The organism is Paenibacillus montanisoli, assembly GCF_003268025.1.
GTDB classification, from domain to species: Bacteria; Bacillota; Bacilli; order Paenibacillales; family Paenibacillaceae; genus Paenibacillus_Z; species Paenibacillus_Z montanisoli.
In genome coordinates, this window is sequence record NZ_QLUW01000003.1 from 361,229 (window position 1) to 382,824 (window position 21,596).

General features: G+C 52.6%; 16 protein-coding genes. All 16 read left to right on the forward strand.

The window, feature by feature from the left end:
* Window positions 1-33: 33 nt before the first annotated feature.
* The 16 genes from DL346_RS17585 to DL346_RS17660 all read left to right on the forward strand — a co-directional run bounded on the left by DL346_RS17585 (window position 34) and on the right by DL346_RS17660 (window position 21,567).
* The gene (locus DL346_RS17585) at window positions 34-1,641 is read left to right on the forward strand and encodes an alpha-amylase family protein (RefSeq protein WP_206098545.1); all 1,608 of its coding nucleotides are present in this window, start codon (window positions 34-36) and stop codon (window positions 1,639-1,641) included.
* A gap of 37 nt (window positions 1,642-1,678) precedes the next feature.
* Complete coding sequence (locus tag DL346_RS17590; protein WP_112883455.1) at window positions 1,679-2,767, forward strand: alanine racemase; 1,089 nt, start codon at window positions 1,679-1,681, stop codon at window positions 2,765-2,767.
* A gap of 22 nt (window positions 2,768-2,789) precedes the next feature.
* Window positions 2,790-3,188, forward strand: coding sequence for a RidA family protein (locus tag DL346_RS17595; protein WP_112883456.1), 399 nt, complete (start codon window positions 2,790-2,792; stop codon window positions 3,186-3,188).
* Window positions 3,189-3,337: 149 nt separating this feature from the next.
* A complete protein-coding gene (locus DL346_RS17600; protein ID WP_112883457.1) occupies window positions 3,338-5,161 on the forward strand; it encodes a sensor histidine kinase in 1,824 nt (607 codons plus the stop codon).
* The gene (locus DL346_RS17605) at window positions 5,151-6,674 is read left to right on the forward strand and encodes a response regulator transcription factor (protein WP_112883458.1); all 1,524 of its coding nucleotides are present in this window, start codon (window positions 5,151-5,153) and stop codon (window positions 6,672-6,674) included. The genes DL346_RS17600 and DL346_RS17605 overlap by 11 nt, the downstream gene beginning before the upstream one ends.
* 180 nt (window positions 6,675-6,854) lie before the next feature.
* Window positions 6,855-8,357: an ABC transporter substrate-binding protein gene (locus tag DL346_RS17610; protein ID WP_112883459.1), complete on the forward strand. Its 1,503-nt coding sequence runs from the start codon at window positions 6,855-6,857 to the stop codon at window positions 8,355-8,357.
* Between the two features lie 127 nt (window positions 8,358-8,484).
* Window positions 8,485-9,375 (forward strand): ABC transporter permease, encoded by an 891-nt coding sequence (locus DL346_RS17615; RefSeq protein WP_112884030.1) that lies wholly within the window; start codon window positions 8,485-8,487, stop codon window positions 9,373-9,375.
* 18 nt (window positions 9,376-9,393) lie between these two features.
* On the forward strand, window positions 9,394-10,305 hold the full coding sequence (locus tag DL346_RS17620; protein WP_112883460.1) for a carbohydrate ABC transporter permease: 912 nt from the start codon (window positions 9,394-9,396) through the stop codon (window positions 10,303-10,305).
* 19 nt (window positions 10,306-10,324) lie between these two features.
* Window positions 10,325-11,644, forward strand: a complete 1,320-nt coding sequence (locus DL346_RS17625) for a glycoside hydrolase family 125 protein (protein ID WP_112883461.1) — start codon at window positions 10,325-10,327, stop codon at window positions 11,642-11,644.
* Window positions 11,645-11,860: 216 nt separating this feature from the next.
* Window positions 11,861-12,346, forward strand: a complete 486-nt coding sequence (locus DL346_RS17630) for a CBO0543 family protein (protein ID WP_112883462.1) — start codon at window positions 11,861-11,863, stop codon at window positions 12,344-12,346.
* Window positions 12,347-13,065: 719 nt separating this feature from the next.
* Complete coding sequence (locus DL346_RS17635) at window positions 13,066-14,196, forward strand: cation:proton antiporter (protein WP_112883463.1); 1,131 nt, start codon at window positions 13,066-13,068, stop codon at window positions 14,194-14,196.
* 98 nt (window positions 14,197-14,294) lie between these two features.
* Entirely contained in the window at window positions 14,295-16,658 is a 2,364-nt protein-coding gene (locus tag DL346_RS17640; protein ID WP_240633267.1) for a helix-turn-helix domain-containing protein, read from the forward strand.
* Window positions 16,659-16,868: 210 nt separating this feature from the next.
* Window positions 16,869-18,527: a type 2 periplasmic-binding domain-containing protein gene (locus tag DL346_RS17645; protein ID WP_112883465.1), complete on the forward strand. Its 1,659-nt coding sequence runs from the start codon at window positions 16,869-16,871 to the stop codon at window positions 18,525-18,527.
* Between the two features lie 77 nt (window positions 18,528-18,604).
* Window positions 18,605-19,516 (forward strand): ABC transporter permease, encoded by a 912-nt coding sequence (locus DL346_RS17650; RefSeq protein ID WP_112883466.1) that lies wholly within the window; start codon window positions 18,605-18,607, stop codon window positions 19,514-19,516.
* Window positions 19,517-19,528: 12 nt separating this feature from the next.
* Window positions 19,529-20,404, forward strand: a complete 876-nt coding sequence (locus DL346_RS17655) for a carbohydrate ABC transporter permease (RefSeq protein WP_112883467.1) — start codon at window positions 19,529-19,531, stop codon at window positions 20,402-20,404.
* An 8-nt stretch (window positions 20,405-20,412) separates the two neighbouring features.
* Entirely contained in the window at window positions 20,413-21,567 is a 1,155-nt protein-coding gene (locus tag DL346_RS17660) for a glycoside hydrolase family 88 protein (RefSeq protein WP_240633268.1), read from the forward strand.
* Window positions 21,568-21,596: the final 29 nt, after the last annotated feature.

Genomic DNA, 21,596 nt, shown 5'->3' on the forward strand with positions numbered 1-21,596 from the left:
GTATCCTGAATCTTCCACAAGGAGCTGACATAGATGATCGAAATAACCGCTCAAACCGAACCGTCCCAAGTATTTGTGCAAACGGATACCGAATGGAAGGCTCTGGAACGGGTTCGAGAAGGAGAATGGGGAACAACTGGAATTGCAATCAGCTTGGAAAAAGAAGGAGACGCTACTGCGGTCGTCCTGGAAGCGCCCGTTACGCCAATTCGAACGATCAAGCTTCGCTGGAACGAGCCGCCGCCCTGCAGTTTGAGAATTTTAGGCGATCATTGGGAGCGGGCGTACGGCGATCTGGAATGGCGCGGGATCGTGGCGGAACGGGCGATGCCGTGGTATTTCCTGGCCCATAACGGGGTTCGGACGGATGGCTTTGGCGTCATGACGGGAGCCCGCTCGTTCTGTTATTGGCAGTTGGATACGGGCGGGTTGACTCTTACTGCCGATGTCACAAGCGGAAACGCGGGCGTGCGGTTAGGCAAGCGCCGGCTGCAGGCTGCCACAATAATGACGATGCGCGGCAAAGAAGGCGAATCCCCGTTTGAAGCGGCCAAACGCTTTTGTTCGGTGCTTTGCGAGAAGCCCGTCTTGCCGAAGCAGCCTGTTTACGGCGGAAACAATTGGTACTATGCCTATGGAAACAGCTCGCATGAAGCCATTCTCGAAGACTCTCGTTTTATCTCGTCGCTGTCGTCGCATGCAAGTAACCGCCCTTACATGGTGATTGATGATGGATGGCAGTACATTAGCGGTAAAGGCGGCAACGGCGGACCTTGGGTAGGGAATGCCAAATTTCCGGACATGGAAAGGCTGGCTGGAGAGATGAAGGGGCTCGGCGTAAAGCCAGGGCTCTGGTGCCGTCCGCTGCTGACGGCGGAAGACGTGCCGGCCGGCTGGATTCGTTACACGACGGCAGACGGCCACGTGCTGGACCCGAGCATCCCTGAGGTGATCGAACACGTCCGCGGGTCGGTGAAGAGTATGGTCGGCTGGGGATTTGAGCTTCTGAAGCATGATTTTACAACGTTCGATTTGCTCGGCCAATGGGGATTTACGATGAAATCGAAGCCTAACTCGCTCCCGCAAGCATTCCGTGACGGTTCACGAACTACCGCGGAGATCACGTTGGACCTGTATCGGGCAATCGCGGAAGCTTCCGGCCAAGCGGACGTGATCGGCTGCAATACGTTCAGCCATTTGTCGGCCGGTTTGTTCGAAATCCAGCGCACGGGAGACGACACCAGCGGAAGATGGTGGGAGCGGACGCGTTACATGGGCGTCAATACGATGGCATTCCGCATGCCGCAGCATAACACCTTTTACAGCCATGACGCGGATTGTCTGGGACTTACGAAGGAAGTGCCGTGGGAGCTGAACCGGCAGTGGCTGCATTTGCTGGCGGGCAGCGGAACGCCGCTCTTTGTGTCCGTTGCGCCGAATTCAACGACCCGGGAACAGCAAGCGGAGCTTCGCCGCGCCTTCGAAATGGCAGCGATAGAGCAGCAGCCCGCCGAACCGCTGGATTGGCTGGAGACGACTTGTCCGAGCCGATGGCTGATGAACGGGAAGGAAATCGACTACGATTGGAACAAGCTTTCCATCGAAGTGCTTGAGGAGAAGGAAAGCAGCTGGTGGCGGTAACTGGATAAGCGATAAGAACGCATCGGAGGTGGCTTGGGTGGAAACTCAATGGGATACGCCCGCTGTACTCGTCGATCTGGATGTCCTGGAGCGCAACATTAGCGCTATGGCGGACAAGGCGCGGCAAGCGGGAGTGAAGCTAAGACCGCATGTGAAGACGCACAAGAGCGTATGGATCGCAAAGCAGCAGCTCCGGTATGGAGCGGCCGGCATTACTGTAGCTAAGCTCGGCGAAGCGGAGATTATGGCCGATGCCGGCATCTCGGATATTCTGATCGCTTATCCGATCGTGGGCAAGCCGAAGCTGGAGAGGCTCGGCCGATTGACGGCCAAGGCAGCCGTTACGGTGAGTACGGACGATCCTTTGACGGCTAAAGGGTTGTCCGATCTCGGAGAGTTCCTGAAGCGTCCGATCCGGCTGTACGTGGATGTAAACACGGGGCTGAATCGTTGCGGGAGAGAACCGGGCGAGCAAACGGCGGCGCTCGTTAAGCACATTTCCCGGATGCCTGGCGTAACGGTTGCCGGACTGATGACCCATGCGGGGCATTCGTACGGCAAGCCGGATGCCGAAGAGGTGCGCGCGATCGCCCGTAATGAGGCGGAAAGCTTGGTCCAGACGCAGCGCATGCTGCAGAGGGAGGGCATTGAAATCGAGGAGATCAGCGTAGGCTCCACACCGACCTCTATGTTCATAGGCGAGCTGACTGGCGTGACTGAAATGCGGCCAGGCACTTATGTGTTCGGCGATGGCATTCAGCTGTCGCTCGGTTCGATGACGAACGAGCAGTGCGCCGTGCATGTAGCCGTGACGGTAGTCGGCCACCCGCGCGAGGGGACCTATCTCGTCGACGGAGGCTCGAAAACGTTCTCCAGCGATCTGAATGCACACCGCTCCGGCTATGGCATTCTCCGGGACAATCCGGACGTTTATATCGAACGCATGAACGAAGAACACGGCTGGCTGCATGTTCCTCCGGGCGTGCGCTTCCAAATCGGCGAGCAGCTTCATATTGTGCCTAATCACGTGTGCCCGATGATCAATTTGCATGAGCGGTTGATCGGCGTGCGAGGCGGCCAAGCGGAGCATGAAATTGCCGTGGATGCTCGAGGAAAAATCACATAACCATCTAGGGAGGATGTAACCCATGTCTATTGCAATATGGTCCGATAAAGCGCCGCAATTTCCGCTGCCGTTCTCGCATGCGGTTATCGCAGGCGATCTGGTGTATGTTTCAGGGCAGGTTGGCGTATTTCCGCATAACCGCGAGCTTGCGGGGCCAACGATCGAGGAGCAGACGAGACAGGCGTTTGCGAATATCGAGATCATTTTAAAGGAGGCCGGTCTCACGCTCGAACATATCGTCAAGATGGATGTCCATCTGAGCAAAGCGGACGATTTGCCGGCATACAATCGCGTGTATGCGGAGCTGATGACAAAACCCTATCCGGCCAGAACGACCGTCGTCAGCGGCATCGGCGACTACCTGATCGAAATCGACGCGGTTGCTTACTCACCTTCTCCCCGTTCTGGCAGCAAAGGCTAGTCCATCTCATTCACGAAACCGAGCATCGTCAAAGATGCTCGGCTTTTTTTTTGCATACTGCCACCCCTAACATCCCACCCAGCAACCTACACTTGTGTAAGCAGCACCAAATGGGTACAATAATGGGCTTAGAAGGGTGTGAATACCGTATGCGCGCCATGTATAAGAAATATCTTCAGAATAAATCGTTCTCGCGGATGATTCTGCTGTTTGCTTTTATCACGGTTACGACGATCATTGCCTTTTCTTATCTGATGTATGATTTCATGTCGCAGTCGATTATACGAAGCGAGCTCGACAAACAGAAGAAAGCGATGGAGAGCGTCGACGTCTATTTGGGCGGGAAATATGAGTCCGCTCAATCGATCATTACGGACGTGCTGTCGGATAACGCATTGAACGGCAGCGTGACTTACCTGCTGCGGCATCCGATCGAGCAATATTTGAAATACCGGCTCGACCATTTCGATATAAGCGGCGCGAAGGCTTCGGGAGACAGCATCGAATATTTTCGGAAGAAGATCGAAGCGGATCACGATATCCGGAATCTCATTCTGTATAGCGACGAACAGCAGCTACTCTACGCCTATAACACGCAGAAGACGTTGAAGCAGTACACGGCCAAAGCCGGCTTGTCCTATATTCCGGATGCTATGGCGATGGGACATAACGATGTCTCCGTACCGAACAAATGGGTGCGGAAATTAATCGGACAACAGGATCCGAGGCTATACGCCGTGGACGTGCCGATTACCGATATCATTACGCTCAAGAAAATCGGCCAGATGGTCGTCTACTACAATTCGGACGGCTTGATGAAGGCGCTTTCCAGCTACAAGAACGATTTGAGAGGCAGCCTGCTCGTGCTTACGGCAGACGGACAAGTCGTCTTTGATTCGTCAGGCGTCTATTACGGCAAGAAATATCCGTACGCCGAAAAGATCAACAATAATGCCTACCAGAAGGTCATGCTGGAGGAAGAGTCCTATATCAACATGCTTGCTTCGAATAAGGCCGGCTACCGCGTTGTCGGCATTACGCCGATTAGCGAGCTTGCTGAATCCTACGGTGTCTTGAAGAGAACGACCATCATGATCAGCTTGATCTGTATTTTGGTTCTTATTCTGATTCCGTCGGTCTATGTCATCAATTACGCCAAACGGACGAATCAAATTTTGCGGTTCATGAACCTGGTGAAGGGCGGAGAGCTGACCAAACGGATCCAGGATACGAAAGAGGACGAGCTCGGCCAAATATCCAGGAATTTCAACGATATGCTCGACGAGCTGAACCGGTATATCGACAGCGTGTATAAAGCGGAAATCAAGCAAAAGCACACGGAGCTGGCGGCGCTGCAGGCGAGAGTCAATCCGCATTTTCTGTACAATACGTTGGAAGTGATCCGGATGCGCGCCATTTCGCAGGGGGCGGGCGATGTGGGCGAGATGATTTACAGTCTGTCCGTGCTGTTCAAGAATACGGTTCAAAACAAGAAGGTTTACACGCTGAAGGATGAGCTGGAGGTATGCCGGATGTTTCTGGAGCTGTTCCGGATCCGGTATAAAGATAAGTTTGCCTACACGATCGAATGCGATAAACGGCTTGAAAGCGTGCCGATCGTTAAAATGCTGCTGCAGCCGCTCGTGGAAAATTACATCGTCCACGGGATTCGCACGGATCGCATCGATAATGCGATCGCGATTCGGGTGAAGCAGGATGACCCGGCATTCATTCATGTGCTAATCGAGGACAACGGCAAAGGGATGAGCAGCGAGCAGCTCGCGAAGGTTAGGAGGATGCTGAATCAGCCTGAGCCGCACAGCGAATCCTTCGGCATCAGCAGCGTGTACGAACGGCTGCGGCTGTTGTTTGGCGATCTGTATGGTATCGAGATGAACAGCACGGAGAACGAAGGCACTGAAATTACGCTTTGGTTTCCGACGACTGGAGGGAAATTAACCGGTGACGTATAGAGTATTTATTGTGGATGACGAACCGTTTATTATCGAAGGCTTGTACGACATTGTGGACTGGGCTGGCTACGGCCTTGAAATCGTAGGGAACGCGGGCAACGGCAAGGACGCGCTGGAACTGCTTCGGCACACGCCCGCGGATCTGCTCATAACGGACATTTCGATGCCGATGATGGACGGGTTGCAGCTTATTCGCAGCGTGCGCGAGCTGAAGCCGGAGCTGAAGGTCATCGTGCTCAGCGGATTTGATGAGTTTGCCTACCTGAAGGAAGGCATGCGCCTTGGCATTGAGAATTACTTGCTGAAGCCGATCAATCTGGAGGAGCTGAAATCAACGCTGGCCAGCACGGTTAACAAGCTGGATGCGGCAGTGCCGGAACGGAAACCTAGTCCGTACGACATTCGGATTCTAACCGACAATGTTCTCTATCGTTGGTTGACCCGATCGATTGCCGCCCAGGAATTCGAGGAGCGCGCGCGGCTGCTTCAGCTAAAGTTGGATGCTCCCTATGTGCTGATAGCGGTTGTTCGTGCGGATGAGCCGGCTTCGCATCTCTTGGAATCGAGCCTCGTTTCTACGCATGCCGAAGAAGGGCTGCCTGCCATCATTCCGTTTCGCGATATCGATGGCGACCGTGTGTTGATCATTCCAATTGAAGAGAAAGAAGAAGGGAAGAGACATGAAGTCAAGCTGTTAAGCCGGATCAAAGCTCTAGTGCCGTCTGCGCTCCTATCGTTGGGAAGCCCGCGGCGGATGTCGGATGAGGCGCATCTCAGCTATGAGGAGGCGAAGCGGGCACAGCAATATTTTATTCTCTACCCGAGCGATGAAATGGTCGATTACGAGCAGCTTCCTGCAGCGCAGGACAAAGCAGAGGGGCAGTTTGCGCTCGATTGGTCCGCATATTCCAAGTGGATAGTTGCCAAAGATAAGGAGGCGCTGTTCGCGCAAATCGACGATGATTTCAAGCGCATGCAGCAAATCGGCGGCATGACCCCGGATGATGTCCGGCAGGCCGTTGTCGAGATGCTGATTCGTTTCAAGATGGAGCTGCAGCAGATCAAAGGGTTGGAGGAGCCGGAGTTGTTCCGAAGCTGGTTCGAGCAAGCGCAAAGCTTGGAGCACATCACCGAATTGGCCGACACCGTCAAGCAGGCGGCGGATGTTGTCGTCGAATCGCTTGTTCAGGACAGCAAGAGCCCGATCGTAAAGACCGTTCTGAAGCATATTCACGAATCGTATGCCAAGGAGCTGTCGCTGAAGGGGCTGGGCAGCCAGTTTCACGTTCATCCAGTCTATTTAGGCAAGCTGTTCCAGAAAGAGGTCAAGGAATCGTTCACGGACTATATCAACAAATACCGGATCGAGCAAGCGAAGCTGCTGCTGCGCGAGTCTCAGCTTAAGGTTCAGGATATCGCCAGAGAAGTCGGGTACTGGGAAGCCGGGTACTTCTATAAGCAGTTTAAAAAATACGTCGGCATCTCGCCGATGGAGTACAGAGAGCTGCTGTGACGGCTGCGGCATATAACGGCTTTGCTTCGGGCAAGGCCGTTTTTTCATTTTGAAAGCCCTTTCTTTATTTTGTACACTTTATATTTAGTTTGTTGTCTATATGAAAGTGTTTTCACGGCGTAAAGTAAAGACAAGCAGTAATCACATATAAGCTTCATCACCTACGAGGAGGGTCAAGCAATGAGAATCAAAAGCAAGAGCAAGAAGAGCGTGTTGTACGGTCTGACACTGCTGCTTTCGGCAGGCATGGTGCTTAGCGCATGCGGGAAAAACGCGGATAACGGCGGCAATACGGCGGCAAGCAATTCGAATACGGAAACGTCAACTGAAAAGCCTGTCGAACTCATTTGGTACACCATCGGTACTCCACAGAAAGACGTAGACAAAGTTATGGCTGAAGTCAATAAATACACGTCCGAGAAAATCGGCGTAACGGTCAAAATGAACATGCTCGACTGGGGCGACTACGACCAGAAAATGAAGGTCATGACCGCTTCCGGCGAGCCGATGGATATCATGTTCTCGGCATCATGGGCGTTCGATTACGTACAAAATTCGAGAAAAGGCGCTTTCGCCAGCCTCGACGAGCTGCTGCAGAAGGAAGGCAAAGGCATCACGGAGGTTCTTGATCCCGCGTTCCTCCAAGGCTCCAAGGTTGACGGACACAACTACGGCATCCCGGCAAACAAGGAGCTTCCGGCTCAAGAAGTATGGCGCTTTAACAAGAACCTGCTGGATAAATACAAGCTGGACATCAAGGGCGTAGGCTCTCTTGAGAGCTTGGAGCCATTGCTCAAAACGATTAAAGCAAACGAGCCAACGGTTACGCCATTCGCGTTGGATAAGAACTACGTGCCGTATGTGCCGTACGATTACATTATTCAAGGTCTGCCGATGGGCGTTAAGCTCGACAGCACCGACCTGAAAGTGGTCAACGTACTCGAAACGCCTGAGATGAAGCAAGCGCTGCAAACGATGCGCAAGTACTACAAAGCGGGCTATGTTTCCGCGGAAGCGGCGACAACGACCTCCGTCAGCGACCTGCAAACAGCGGGCAAATGGTTCCTGGACCGTGCGGCGACGCAACCGTTTGCGGACAACGCATGGTCTTCCAGCTACGGCTATCCGGTCGTATCGACGCCGGCCAGCGACTCGATCATCTACAACTGGTCGGTTATGGGCTCGCTGCAAACGATCTCCGCGAATTCCGAGCATCCGGACAAAGCAATGGCGTTCCTGAACCTGCTGAACACGGACCCATACCTGCGCAACCTGGTCGACTCCGGTATTGAAGGCGTTCACTACAAGAAGACAGCCGACAACCGGATGGAGAACTTGGCGGATTCCAAGAACTACGATATGCCGACGTTCTCGCTTGGAAACATTATGCTGACATACCTCAACCCAAGCGATCCGGATAATAAGTGGGAAAGCTTTAAGGAGTTTAACTCCGCAGGCAAGAAAGCGCCTACGCTCGGCTTTAACTTTGACAGTTCCAAAGTAGCGACAGAGCTTGCAGCCGTTCAGAACGTGAAGGAAGAGTTCATGTCCGCGCTTTATACAGGTACCGTTGAACCGGACGAGTACTTGCCGAAAGCGGTAGAGAAGCTGAATGCGGCAGGCTTCGGCAAGATCATCGAAGAAGCGCAGCGTCAGCTGGATGAATGGAAAGCAGCACAATAAGAAGCGAAACCCAAAGAACGGAGGCGGATGCATGCGTCCGCCTCCTTCACTTTGAGTCAAGCATGCAGGAAGGAGCCTGACAGCCGTGCTTAAAACCTTTTTCAAAGATCTGATCAAAAATAAAGCGATGCTACTGATGGTGCTCCCGGGGACAATCTGGTTCTTCTTCTTCTCCTATCTGCCGATGGCCGGCACGGTGATCGCCTTTAAGCAATACCGCTACAGCCGCGACGGATTTCTGGCGAGCATTCTGGAAAGCAAATGGGTCGGCTTGCAAAATTTCAAGTTTCTGTTCAGCACGAGCGACGCTTACATCATTACGCGCAATACGGTGCTGTATAACGTCGTGTTTATCGTTCTTGGTTTATTCTTCTCCGTCGCGATGGCGGTCATTCTTTCGGAAATCGTCAATAAGCGGCTGTCCAAGCTGTATCAGACCGGCATGTTCATGCCGTACTTCCTGTCTTGGGTTATCGTCGGTTACTTCGTATTCAGCTTTCTCAGCACGGATCGCGGGGTATTGAATCATATTTTGACCTCCCTAGGCAAGGATCCGGTGAGCTGGTATTCCGAGAGCACCGCTTGGCCGTATATGCTCGTTCTCATTAGTTTATGGAAGTCGATCGGCTATAACAGCGTCGTCTATCTGGCGGCCATCATGGGGATCGACAAGTCGCTCTATGAAGCGGCGATGATCGACGGGGCAAACAAGTGGCAGCAAATCCGCAGCATTACCGTCCCGATGCTGACGCCGCTGATGACGATCCTGACGCTGCTCGCGATCGGCCGGATTTTCTACGCCGACTTCGGCTTGTTCTACCAAGTGCCGCGCGATTCCGGCGCGCTTTACAGCGTGACGAACGTCATCGACACCTACGTGTACCGCGGCTTGAAAACGACGGGCGAGATCGGCATGAGCACCGCAGCGGGCCTGTACCAGTCCTTCGTCGGCTTTGTCCTCATCATCGCATCGAATGCTATCGTCCGCAAATTCAATAAGGACAATGCTTTATTGTAACAGGAAGGAGGAACCGCTTTGCTTAAGAGAAGAACCCGTGATTTTCATCAGCTGTCGCCGGTTGCGAACGCTCTGTTTCATGTGATCGCCGCATCGCTGGCGATTATCGCCGTCTTTCCGTTTCTGTTCGTCCTCATCATTTCATTTACCGATGAAAATACGCTCGCCCGGAATGGTTACCGGTTAATCCCTGAGAAGTGGAGCGTTGACGCGTATCACTATATTTTCCAAACCGGAGATTCGCTGCTTCGTTCTTACGGCGTGACCTTGTTCGTTACCATCGTAGGCACACTGATCAGCTTGTGCATCATCACGCTGTACGCCTACGCCATTTCCCGGAAAAGCTTTAAATACCGCGGATTTTTCAGCTTCATCGCCTTTTTCACCATGCTGTTCAACGGCGGCCTGGTTCCGACTTATATCGTCGTGACGCAGCTGCTGGATATGAAGGATTCCATTTGGGCGCTCATCATGCCGATGGCGGTCAACGCGTTCTACATCATGATTATGCGGACCTTCTTCAGCACGATGGTGCCGGACGCCATCATCGAGTCCGGCCGGATCGACGGAGCCGGAGAGTTTCAGACGTTCATCCGGCTCGTGCTTCCGCTTTCCCTGCCGGGCATCGCGACAATCGCGCTGTTCAGCACCCTCGGGTATTGGAACGATTGGTTCAATGCGCTGCTTTATATCGACAATCCGGATTTGGTTCCATTGCAGTCGATGCTGATGCGGATTGAGAACAGCATGCAGTTTATTTTGCAGAACTCGAACAACGCATCGCTCAGCTCCGGCATCTTGCAAAATATGCCGCAGGATACATCCCGGATGGCGATGGTCGTGCTGGCAACCGGTCCGATTATTTTGGCGTATCCGTTCTTCCAGCGGTATTTCGTGCAAGGCCTGACGATCGGCGCGGTGAAGGAATAGGAGAGAGGGGACTCGCAGCATGGAACAATTCAGATTGCCTAAGATTGCAATGCCGCCTCTAGCGCTGCCGCGCTCGGTTGAAGCCGTTTTGGCGGAGGCGGAGAACAAGCTCGCCCACCGGCCTAAGCTGGCGCGGCTGTTTCGGAACTGCTATCCGAATACGCTCGATACGACGACGAAGCTGATGGACGATGGGACGACCTTCATCATTACGGGCGATATCCCGGCGATGTGGCTGCGCGACTCCGTCGAGCAAGTCATTCATTATGTCCCTCTTGCTAGGGAAGACGCTGATTTGCAGCGTATCATCGGCGGCTTGATCAAGCGTCATGTCCGCTGCATTCTGATCGATCCGTATGCGAATGCGTTCAATGAAACCGCGAATGACTGGCATTGGGATGCAGCTGACCAGACGGAAATGTCGCCTTGGGTGTGGGAGCGGAAGTTTGAGCTGGATTCGATCTGCTTCTCGATGAAGCTGGCTTACGCGTATTGGAAGGAAACCGGCCTTACGGATATTTTTAATTCGGAATTCAAGCTTGCCATGAACCGCATTCTGCAGCTTTGGCGTACGGAACAGCGGCACGAAGCGCTGTCGCCGTACAGGTTTACCCGCGACAACGGCATTCCGGAGGATTCGATCCGCAACGATGGTTTGGGCATGCCGGTCAACTATACGGGCATGATATGGTCGGGCTTCCGTCCAAGCGACGATGCCTGCGACTTTCATTACAATATTCCTTCGAACATGTTCGCAGCCGTAACGCTTAGCCGCATGCGCGAGATGGCTCAATGGGTTTTTCGCGATCTGGAGCTGGAAGCTTCGCTACGGAAGCTGGAGGAAGAGATCAGGCACGGCATTCAATTGTACGGGATCTACCGCCATCCGCAGCTGGGGCCGATTTACGCCTATGAGACGGACGGCTTTGGCAACTATTGTCTCATGGACGATGCCGGAACGCCGGGGCTATTGTCCATTCCGTATATCGGGTATACCGGTGCGGATGATCCGATCTATCAAAGGACGAGAGCGTTTGCCCTCAGTCAAGAGAACCCGTTCTACTACGAGGGGAAAGCGGCCCGCGGGATCGGCAGTCCGCATACGCCTCCCGGTTATGTGTGGCACATGGCCTTATCCATGCAGGGGATAACCGCGCTCACTGCGGAGGAGAAGCTGGCGATGATCGCAACGCTGGAACGGACCGATGCGGATACGGGATACATGCACGAAGGCTTCCTTGCGGATGATCCGTCCGTCTATACGCGGAGCTGGTTCGCTTGGTCGAACAGCTTATTCTCCCAGCTTGTTTACGGGGCAATGAAAGAAGGCATATTGTAAAAAGGAAACGAAAACCGCTTATTAGTTAAATATATTGAAATTAAAAGCCTGTATCTTCGATTACCAAGTAATCGAAGATACAGGCTTTTTCTCCTTGGTTCCGCCATGGGTAGTCGATACGGGCATACCAAATTATTTGCCAACAGAACCAATTTGATTATCTGGATAAAACAAGGGGAAAATGAGGGATAAACAAGAAATAAGGATGGCTGATTGATGCTTCTTGAACGTATAATTCTTATTTTGATCTGGATCGTTACCATAGGTCTTGTGGTGTTTACAACCCCGCGCAAAAAAATTCGTGAAGCATGGATCATTTTTATGTTTAAGCAAGTTTTAACGTGGACGTTAGGTCTTTCTGTAGTCGAGTTAAAACTTATTGAATACCCTGTTCGCGAGTTTGCCTATGCAACTCGGACCAGTTTTTCATTTGAATATTTTATTTACCCAGCCATTTGCATTGTGTTTAACCTACGTTTTCCAAAAGACAAGGGCCCATTTCATAAGCTTTTTTGGTATATGCTTTTTCCGAGTTGGATGACAGCGTTGGAGGTTTTATTAGAGAACTACACACAACTAATTCACTTCATTCGCTGGCAGTGGTACTGGACTTGGATCACGTTGCTGGTTACATTCTATATTTCACGTCAGTTTTACCTTTGGTTTATCAAAAAAGAAACGGGAGGTATTAATAGTCAATAAACGAAGCGAAGTTCGTTCCGCTAATGGGTACGATGGCACAACAAGAACAGGCCGCCTATTGTGGGCGGTCTGTTGCGCTCAAGGGAAAAGGCTGAGAGTTTACTATCTGCCGCATTCAAGGTGTGTTACAGAAATTTGGGAATTTTTCGATTGATGGAATAGGAGAAGGACTAATATTGAAAAAAATCGTGGAACTGGTATTATCCATTTTCTCAATAAGTATTTTGTTGATTGCATTGCTATTGAGGAAGCAGAACGGCTTGGGGAATTATTAAAGCCTACTACTCCGAATCGAACACCTGAAGAAGACTATATTCTTAGAATTAACTATGACCCAGATGTTAAAGTTGATGCATTAAACTCTTACTTTGTTTGGATTGATAAAGAAAAACAAGAAGTGAAAATTGCACCGATTCAACAGGGAACCACTAATCTTTACAGGCTGAAATCGGAATCAGCACAAGAGTTTATAAAGTTGATTTTTTAAACTAGCGGGACACGTTGGGGTGATGGTTTAATGCTAAAGATATGGTTTTCAGTTTTTGCGCTGATATTTCTATTCGGATGTACCCAGAAAATGAATCCTGTGATTACTGGAGATATTACAGGGACATTCAATCCTTCTTGCATACCGTAACTGACCCGGAGAAAACCTAAGCCGATATAGGCTTAGGTTTTTATTTTTTGCTCAAAACCACACAGATAGGACAGTGAGCGGCATGCTGATTCTTCAAATCGCAGTCATCTTATTAGCTTCCAAGCTTGCGGGAGAGCTAAGCGTCAAGCTTCGCCAGCCTGCAGTGCTCGGGAAGCTGCTTATCGGAATTTTGTTAGGGCCCGCTGTGCTAGGAATCATCAAAGGGACCGAAGTTTTGGATGAGATTAGCCAGATCGGCGTTATCCTGCTGATGTTTATCGCGGGACTGGAAACGGATACGGATGAATTTAAACGAACCGGCATCGCATCCGCATATGTCGGTATAGGCGGCGTAATCGTACCGCTTGCACTCGGTTATGCGGCGGGCGCGCTGCTTGATCTTCCGCCGCTGCAAGCCGTATTCCTCGGGTTACTGCTGTCCGCGACAAGCGTTAGTATCTCCGTACAATCGCTGAAGGAAATGGGACGGCTTAAATCGAGGGAAGGAACGACGATTCTCGGGGCGGCTGTCATTGATGACGTGCTTGTTATCATAGCGCTCGCGTTTGTGATGAGCTTAGCCGGCGGCGATGTGAATCTCGGACTGGTCATTCTGAAGAAAATCGCCTTCTTTCTGATTGCGATCGCATTCGGGTGGAAAGCCGTACCATGGATTCTACATAAATTCGCCCCGCTGCGCGTGACGGAAAGCATCATTTCGGCAGCGCTCATTGTTTGCTTCTCCCTTTCTTATTTTGCGGAGTATACAGGCGTCGCCGCGATTATCGGCGCTTATATTGCAGGGGTGTCCATCAGTCTGACGGGTTACAAGCATGAGGTGACGGAAAAGGTGGAAACGATCAGCTATGCCGTATTCGTTCCCGTGTTCTTTACGTCGATCGGCGTGAAGGTTCAGTTTGAGGGGGTGTCTTCACAGTATGGGTTAATCGTTGGACTGAGTTTGCTTGCGATATTAACTAAAATAATCGGCTCTTCGTTAGGTGCCAGGCTGGCAAAGTTCGACTGGAAACATTCATTGGGTATCGGTTCGGCAATGGTCTCGCGAGGCGAGGTTGCCCTTATTATCGCCGCGATCGGTCAAGAAGCAGGGCTGCTGACCGCGGACCTGTTAACGGTATTAGTTGTCGTCGTACTGATCACGACCATCGTTACGCCGCCCATGATGAAGGCATTCTTCCCAAAAAATAGCTAGAATAGGTCATTTGAGGCTTTTTCAAGACAGCGTTTTCATTTAGAATAAAAGAAATCCTATTCGAAATGGGGGCTGCCGGATTGAAGAAGCCGCTACGCTTGTTGCAAATCGGTAGCCGCAAGAGCGCGCTAACGACAATGATCGTTACTAACCTGCTCATTCTGCTCATCCCGCTCGCGATGGGCCTTTTTTTGTACGCCAAAGTGGAAAAAAGCCTCAGGACGAACGCAAACCTCTCCAATACGGCCATGCTGGAGCAGCTCAGGCTGTCGCTGGATCAGAAGCTGTCTGAAGTGGACAAGCTCATGCGCCAGGTCGCACTCGACCCAAAGCTGGATTACATGCTGAAAATTCCAGCAGGTGCCGACGGCTCCGACCAATACAACTTCGTCGATCTTCATGACAAAATGCGGCGGTACCGCAACCTCGTCAGCAGCTTTATTTTCGATTACTACGTCTATTTCGCGACAAGCGATACGATTGTGAAAGAGGACTTGGTTGCCGATTCACGCTCGTTTTACGACACCTACTATTCTTTCAAGGGCATGTCCTACACGCAATGGAGGGATGAGCTTCTGACAAGCGAGTATCGGATGACGTATTTGCCTGCGGCAGCGCTGGCCCGTCCCGAATCGTCAGCCGGCGGAGCCGAATACATGCCGGAGAATGTCGTCCTGTACGCGCAGACGCTGCCTTTCATCTCGTCATCCAATCGCCTCGGCAATTTCTTCGCCTTGATTGATGTCGGACAAGTGAAGCAGATGTTCGCGCAGATCGAGACGGCCAGCCACAGCGAAATTTATATCGTGGATGGTCAGGGCCGAACCATCATGAGTACGAGCGATAGGCCGCTCCCGGGCGAGCTTCTTGGCAACATCGAGCTAACGAACGCTCCGTTCGAATACCGGCTTGAGGGCGCCGATCAGATGGTATCCTTCAACTCTTCCCAGAAAACGGATTGGAAGTACATATCGGTCACCCCGAATGGCGTGTTCATGCAACAGGTGGACCAAATCAAGAACTGGTCATCCTGGCTGTTCGCGTTCTGCGTAATCGCGGGACTCATTGCCGTGTCGGCAGGCGCTTACCGCAACTATAAACCGCTGCAGAAGACGGTCCATGCGATCATGAGCGGCAAAGGAATCATCGGCCGGCCGGCCTTCAACGAATACGAATTTATCCGGGAAACGATCGCCGGCTCGATCCTGGAAGAGAAAAGCTTGCGAAACGCGCTTGCGCAGCAAACGCCGTTCATTCGGGCGAACTACTTGTCCCGGCTTATCCACGGCTACATGGATGTGGACGTTTCCGCGGAAAGCGCGGGGAAGCTGGGCTTCATGGAGCTGTCGTTCATCAGCGACCGGTTCGCGGTCGTTCTCGTCAAGATCGAGAGCATTTCGGGCATTCCGGAGGATGAATCCGAGCGGCAATGGGCGCATGCCCGGTTCATCGTTTCCAACATCGGCGCCGATTTGATCGAGCCTGCCCACAGAGGCTATTCCGTTGAGTTGAACCGCGACAGCCTGGCCTTTCTTATCAATTTGAACGGGGCGGATGCGGGCCGCGCCGAAGCCGATATCCGCAGCTTCGCCGAAGCGCTGTTCACCCTGATCGCGGAGAAGTTCCGCATCGAGCTCACCGTAGCCGCAGGAGGTATTCAAAACGGGCCGAAGGCGATACGCGATTCCTACCCGGAAGCCGTTGCGGCGCTCGAGTACAGGCTCATCCTGGGGAAGAAGTCGATCATTCATTATCAGGATATCGTCGATACGAAGCAGCATTATTACTATCCGCTAGAGATCGAAATCCAGCTCATCAATTTCGTCCGCAGCGGCGATGCCGATAATGCGGGGAAGCTGCTGGAGAAGATCTATTCCATGAATTTCGGCGCGGCCCATATTACGCCGGAGCTCGGCAAATGCTTATTCTTCAACCTGACGAGCACGCTTCTCAAAATCTTAAACTCCGCCAATACGAGTCTGGAAGCGGAGCTTGGCGCGGATTTCGATCCGATCAAAACCGTATTCAGCTACCCGACGGCAGAAGGCATGCACGTCAAGACGAAGGAGCTGTACGAGACGCTTGCGCGCTCGTTCAATGTGGAACGCTCGGATCATCATGTGCGGCTGCTGCAGGACATCCTCGAATTGATCGGGCGCAACGTGGACAATCCGGACCTTGGGCTCGCCATGATCGCCGGCCAATTCGATATGTCGCCGCAATACATATCCACATTCTTCAAGAAGCACCAAGGCCATAATCTGATGGATTACATCACGCGCAAACGGATGGAGCGGGCGAAGAGCCTGATGGGTCACAAGGAGATGACGAACGCGGACATTGCGCGCAGAGTCGGATACCAGAATGACGTCGTCTTCATCCGGGCATTCAAGAAGCTGGAGGGTGTGACGCCTGGGAAATACCGGGAGCTGCAGCAGCAGGACAAGACCGGTTCCGACTAATAAGGGGCAGTCCCTCTCCGGGACTGCCTTTTTGTTGATTTTAAAGGCACCGACGAACTTTCATCTCGACTGCTTTCTTTTCAACTGAGGCGTTTTATCTTACGGAAATACAGTGAACGTGAAAAAGTGAAAGTGTTCAATCTCTCCGGCTCCCATCTACACTTGGAATCGGGTAACCTATTCGATCACATTTCTAAGGGAGGCAAGTACATGAGGGTCGTGAACACAAAAATGAAACAAGCAAGCTCCTTTATGCTGGTTGCTGCGCTCGCAGCCGCGGTCGCCGGGTGCGGCGGCAATGGGAATCAGAAGGAAGAGGCTAACTCTTCTACGAACGCTTCGGGGACGGAAACGAAGCAGAACGGCAATGCGTCGGATCAGCCGAAGCTAACGAATCTGAAGTACTGGGTAGCCAACCATTCGGCCGCCTCCGCGCAAATGAAAACCTATGCCGAGATGGAAATGTACAAGGAACTTGAAAAAAGAACCGGCGTGAAGGTCGAATTCCAGCATCCGCCGCTGGATCCTCAGCAGGCCAAGGAGCAGTTTAATTTGATGATAGCTTCTAATGAGCTGCCGGATGTAATCGAGACCTATTGGACCGACGGATATCCCGGCGGACCGGAAAAAGCGATTGAAGACGGCAAAATCATGAAGCTGAACGACCTCATCGATCAATATGCGCCTAATTTGAAAAAACTCCTTGAAGAACACCCGGACTGGAAGAAGCAAATCACTACGGATAGCGGCACCATTTATTCGTTCCCGTTCTTGCGAGGCGACGATAAGGTCCGGGTGTTCTTCGGTCCCGCTCTCCGCCAAGATTGGCTCGATAAGCTTGGGTTGTCCGTTCCGACGACGGTCGACGAGTGGTATGCCGTTTTGAAAGCGTTTAAAGAAAAGGATCCGAACGGCAACGGCAAAGCGGACGAAATCCCGTTCTATATCGATAAAGATCTCCTGAATGTCGACGCGCCTTTCCTCGGCGCATGGGGAATCAATTACAACTTCTATCAAGACGGCGGTACCGTCAAATACGGCCCGATCCAGCCGGAGTACAAGGAATTCCTGACCACGATGAACAAGTGGTACAAGGAAGGCTTGCTCGATCAAGATTTCGCCGCTCCGAACGCAAAGCTTTTCGACAACAAAATGACGACGAACCTGCTCGGCTCCTCCGTGCTCTATAATGGCGGAGGCATTGCGAAGTACACCAACCTGATGAAGGACGCCGATCCGAGCTTCAAGCTGACCGCCGCTCCGTATCCGGTGCTCAAAGCCGGAGATACGCCGATCTGGGGCCAGAAGGATTTTGCCTATACCGGCATTGGAGCCGCCATTACGACGAGCAACGAGAATCCGGCCGAAACCGTCAAATGGCTCGATTATGCGTACGGCCAAGAAGGCGAAATGCTGTTCAACTATGGGTTGGAAGGCGTCAGCTACAAGATGGAGAATGGCAAAGCCGTCCTCATGCCGGAACTTCTGAATCCGCCGGGGGGCGTGTCCGTTCAGCAATCGATCGCGAAATACACCCGCTCGACCTGGAGCGCTCCTTACGTGCTGAGCGACAATTTCCAAATGCAGTATCTCGTGCTGCCGGAGCAGAAGAAAGCGCTGGAAGTATGGTCGCAGCCGACGGTTGAACGGAAAATGCCCCTCGTAACGCCGACGCAGGAAGAGAGCGGCAAGTTCGCTTCCGTGATGACGGACATTCAGACGTACCGCGATGAAATGCTGCTCAAGTTCATCATGGGCGCAGAGCCTATCGAGAATTTCGACAAATACGTGAAGAAGATTCAAAGCATGGGCATTGAAGATGCGATCCAAATCCAGCAGGCGGCACTTGAACGGTTTAACAAACGGTAATCTTGATCTAGGCGGAAGCGGGAGATGAACGTTCATCTCCTGCCTCCCGAAATTCAACAGATAGGCAGGTAGAAGCGATGCAGCAGCTTAGAACGATCCGGACCGATTGGAAGCGCAATTGGGCCGCCTATGTTATGGCGTTACCCGTCATCGCCTATTATATTCTGTTTCATTACGGACCGATGTACGGTTTGCAAATCGCATTTAAAGATTTCTCGCTGGCCAAAGGGATCGGAGCAAGCGCATGGATCGGCTTCGAGCATTTCAAAGATTTCTTCGGCGGCATCTACTTCTGGCGGCTTATCCGCAACACGCTGCTGCTTAACCTTTACGAGCTGCTGTTCGGCTTTCCGGCGGCGATTATTTTGGCTCTGCTGCTGAATGAAATCCGGGCCGTCCTGTTCAAACGGTTCGTGCAAACCATCTCGTATTTGCCTCACTTCATTTCACTTGTCGTCGTGGCGGGGATGATGGTCGATTTCCTGGGCCGGACCGGGCTTGTAAACCAGCTGATCGGCGTTTTCGGCATCGAGCCGATTGATTTTCTGAAGGAAGAAGGCTGGTTCCGGTTCTTATATGTCAGCTCGGGAATATGGCAGGGCATCGGCTGGGGCTCGATTATTTATTTGGCGGCGATGGCGACGATCGACCCGACGCTTTATGAGGCCGCGCGCATGGACGGAGCGAGCCGCTGGAAGCAGATGCTGCATGTGACGCTGCCGGGAATTGCGCCGACGATCGTCATCTTGTTTATTTTGAACATGGGCAACCTGCTGACCGTCGGCAGCGAGAAAGTGCTCCTGCTGTACAATCCGCTCACTTATGAGACGGCAGATGTGATCTCGACCTATGTGTACCGCAAAGGGATCATGGAAGCGAGCTACGATTTCACGGCCGCCGTCGGTCTCTTTAATTCCGTTGTCAGCTTCGTGCTCATCGTGAGCGCCAATTCGGTTATTAAGCGGCTTAGCGAGAACAAATTGTGGTGAGGAGATTACAAGATGAGACCGACCTCTGGGGAGCGAGCGTTTGGCAGCATCAATACGCTGCTGATGATCGGACTTTGCGTCGTCATGCTATATCCGTTTATATATGTACTGTTCGCATCGCTAAGCGACGCGGCGTCATTCATCCAGCACCGCGGCATCATGCTGCGCCCGGCCGGCTTTAATCTGGACGCTTACCGCGCGGTATTCGACAATCCAATGATCGCAAGAGGCTACCGGAACACGCTGCTGTACGTGGTGCTCGGCACGTCGATCAATCTCTTCATGACCGCGCTTGGGGCTTATGTGTTATCCAGGCCGAACCTGTATTTCAAAAATGCGGTCATGTTCTTCATCGTCGTGACGATGGTTTTCCACGGGGGGCTGATTCCGACCTATCTGCTCGTGAACCAACTCGGCATGATGAATTCGATGTGGGCGCTGCTTATCCCGACGGCGATCAATACGTTCAATTTGATCATCATGCGCACCGCGTTTCAAGGCATCCCGGTCAGCCTGGATGAATCCGCCCGCATGGACGGCGCCAATGATTGGACGATTCTGTTCCGCATCGTGCTGCCGCTGTCGATGCCCGTCGTGGCCGTCATGATCCTGTGGTATGCGGTAGGCCATTGGAATTCCTTCTTCAGCGCGCTCGTTTATTTGCGGGACCGCGAAGCTTATCCGCTTCAGCTTGTGCTTCGCGAAATTCTGATCGCCAACGACACCGACTCCATGATGACGGACGCCGGTGCGAGCGACAAGTATGCGATTGGAGAAACGATCAAATACGCGACGATCATCGTCTCGACGCTGCCGATTATCTGCTTGTATCCGTTCCTGCAGAAATATTTCGTTAAAGGCGTCATGATCGGAGCCATAAAGGAGTAGTGATCCAGTTGAGCCAAAATGTAGCGGCGCCGGTCATCGACCGCGCCTTCTGCGAGGAAGCGATTCAATACGTGCTGTCTCAGATTGACCGCAACATGCCGACATTCCGGGATACGTTCCCGTCGCCTGCCAGCGTGAACAACCGGTACGAGGAGTGGGGCAACGTCGAATGGACGCCCGGATTTTGGACGGGCATGCTATGGCTGGCCTATGAAGTGACCGGCAATGCCAAATATCGCTTGGCAGCCGAGCGTCAGCTGGCGAGCTATAAGAACAGGATCGATCATCGTATCCATACGAACCATCATGATCTAGGTTTTCTCTATACGCTGTCATGCGTCTCCGCTTACAGGCTGACGGGGAACGAGGAAGCGAAGCAGACGGCGCTGCGGGCGGCCGATCTGCTGATGGAGCGCTATTGGGAGCCGGCGGGCATCATCCAGGCCTGGGGCAACCTCGACAATCCGAACGAGCGGGGCCGGATGATAATCGACTGCTGCATGAACCTGCCGCTGCTATACTGGGCATCCGAAATCACCGGAGACGACCGCTATTTCCGGGCCGCCGATCGCCATGTCCGGCAATCCGCCGCTTACCTGATCCGAGAGGACGACTCCAGCTACCATACGTTTTATATGGATGTCGAGACCGGGAAGCCAAGGTACGGCAAAACCGCGCAGGGCTTCTCCGACGTCTCTTGCTGGTCGCGCGGGCAGGCTTGGGCGCTCTACGGTTTTCCGCTCAGCTACAAGTACAGCAAGAGGGCGGAGTTGATCGGCGTTGGGCAGAGGACGGCGGATTATTTGCTGAACCGGCTCCCGGAGGATCACGTCTGTTACTGGGATTTGACATTCACGGAAGGGAGCGAGGAGCGGGACAGTTCAGCCGCATCCATCGCCGCATGCGGGCTGCTGGAGCTTGCCAAGCATCTGCCGCTGTCGAACCCGAATAAACGCAAGTACGAGGATGCGGCGCTGCTGATTATGAAGTCACTCGCCGAACGTTATACCGCCAAAAGCGATCCAAGCTCCAACGGGATCTTGCTGCATGCCGTTTACAGCAAGCCGCACGGCAATGGGGTCGATGAGTGCTGCATCTGGGGAGACTATTTCTATTTCGAAGCGCTTGTGCGGATTACGAAGGATTGGCAACTCTATTGGTAATATAAAAAGATCGCCAACCTATGGCGATC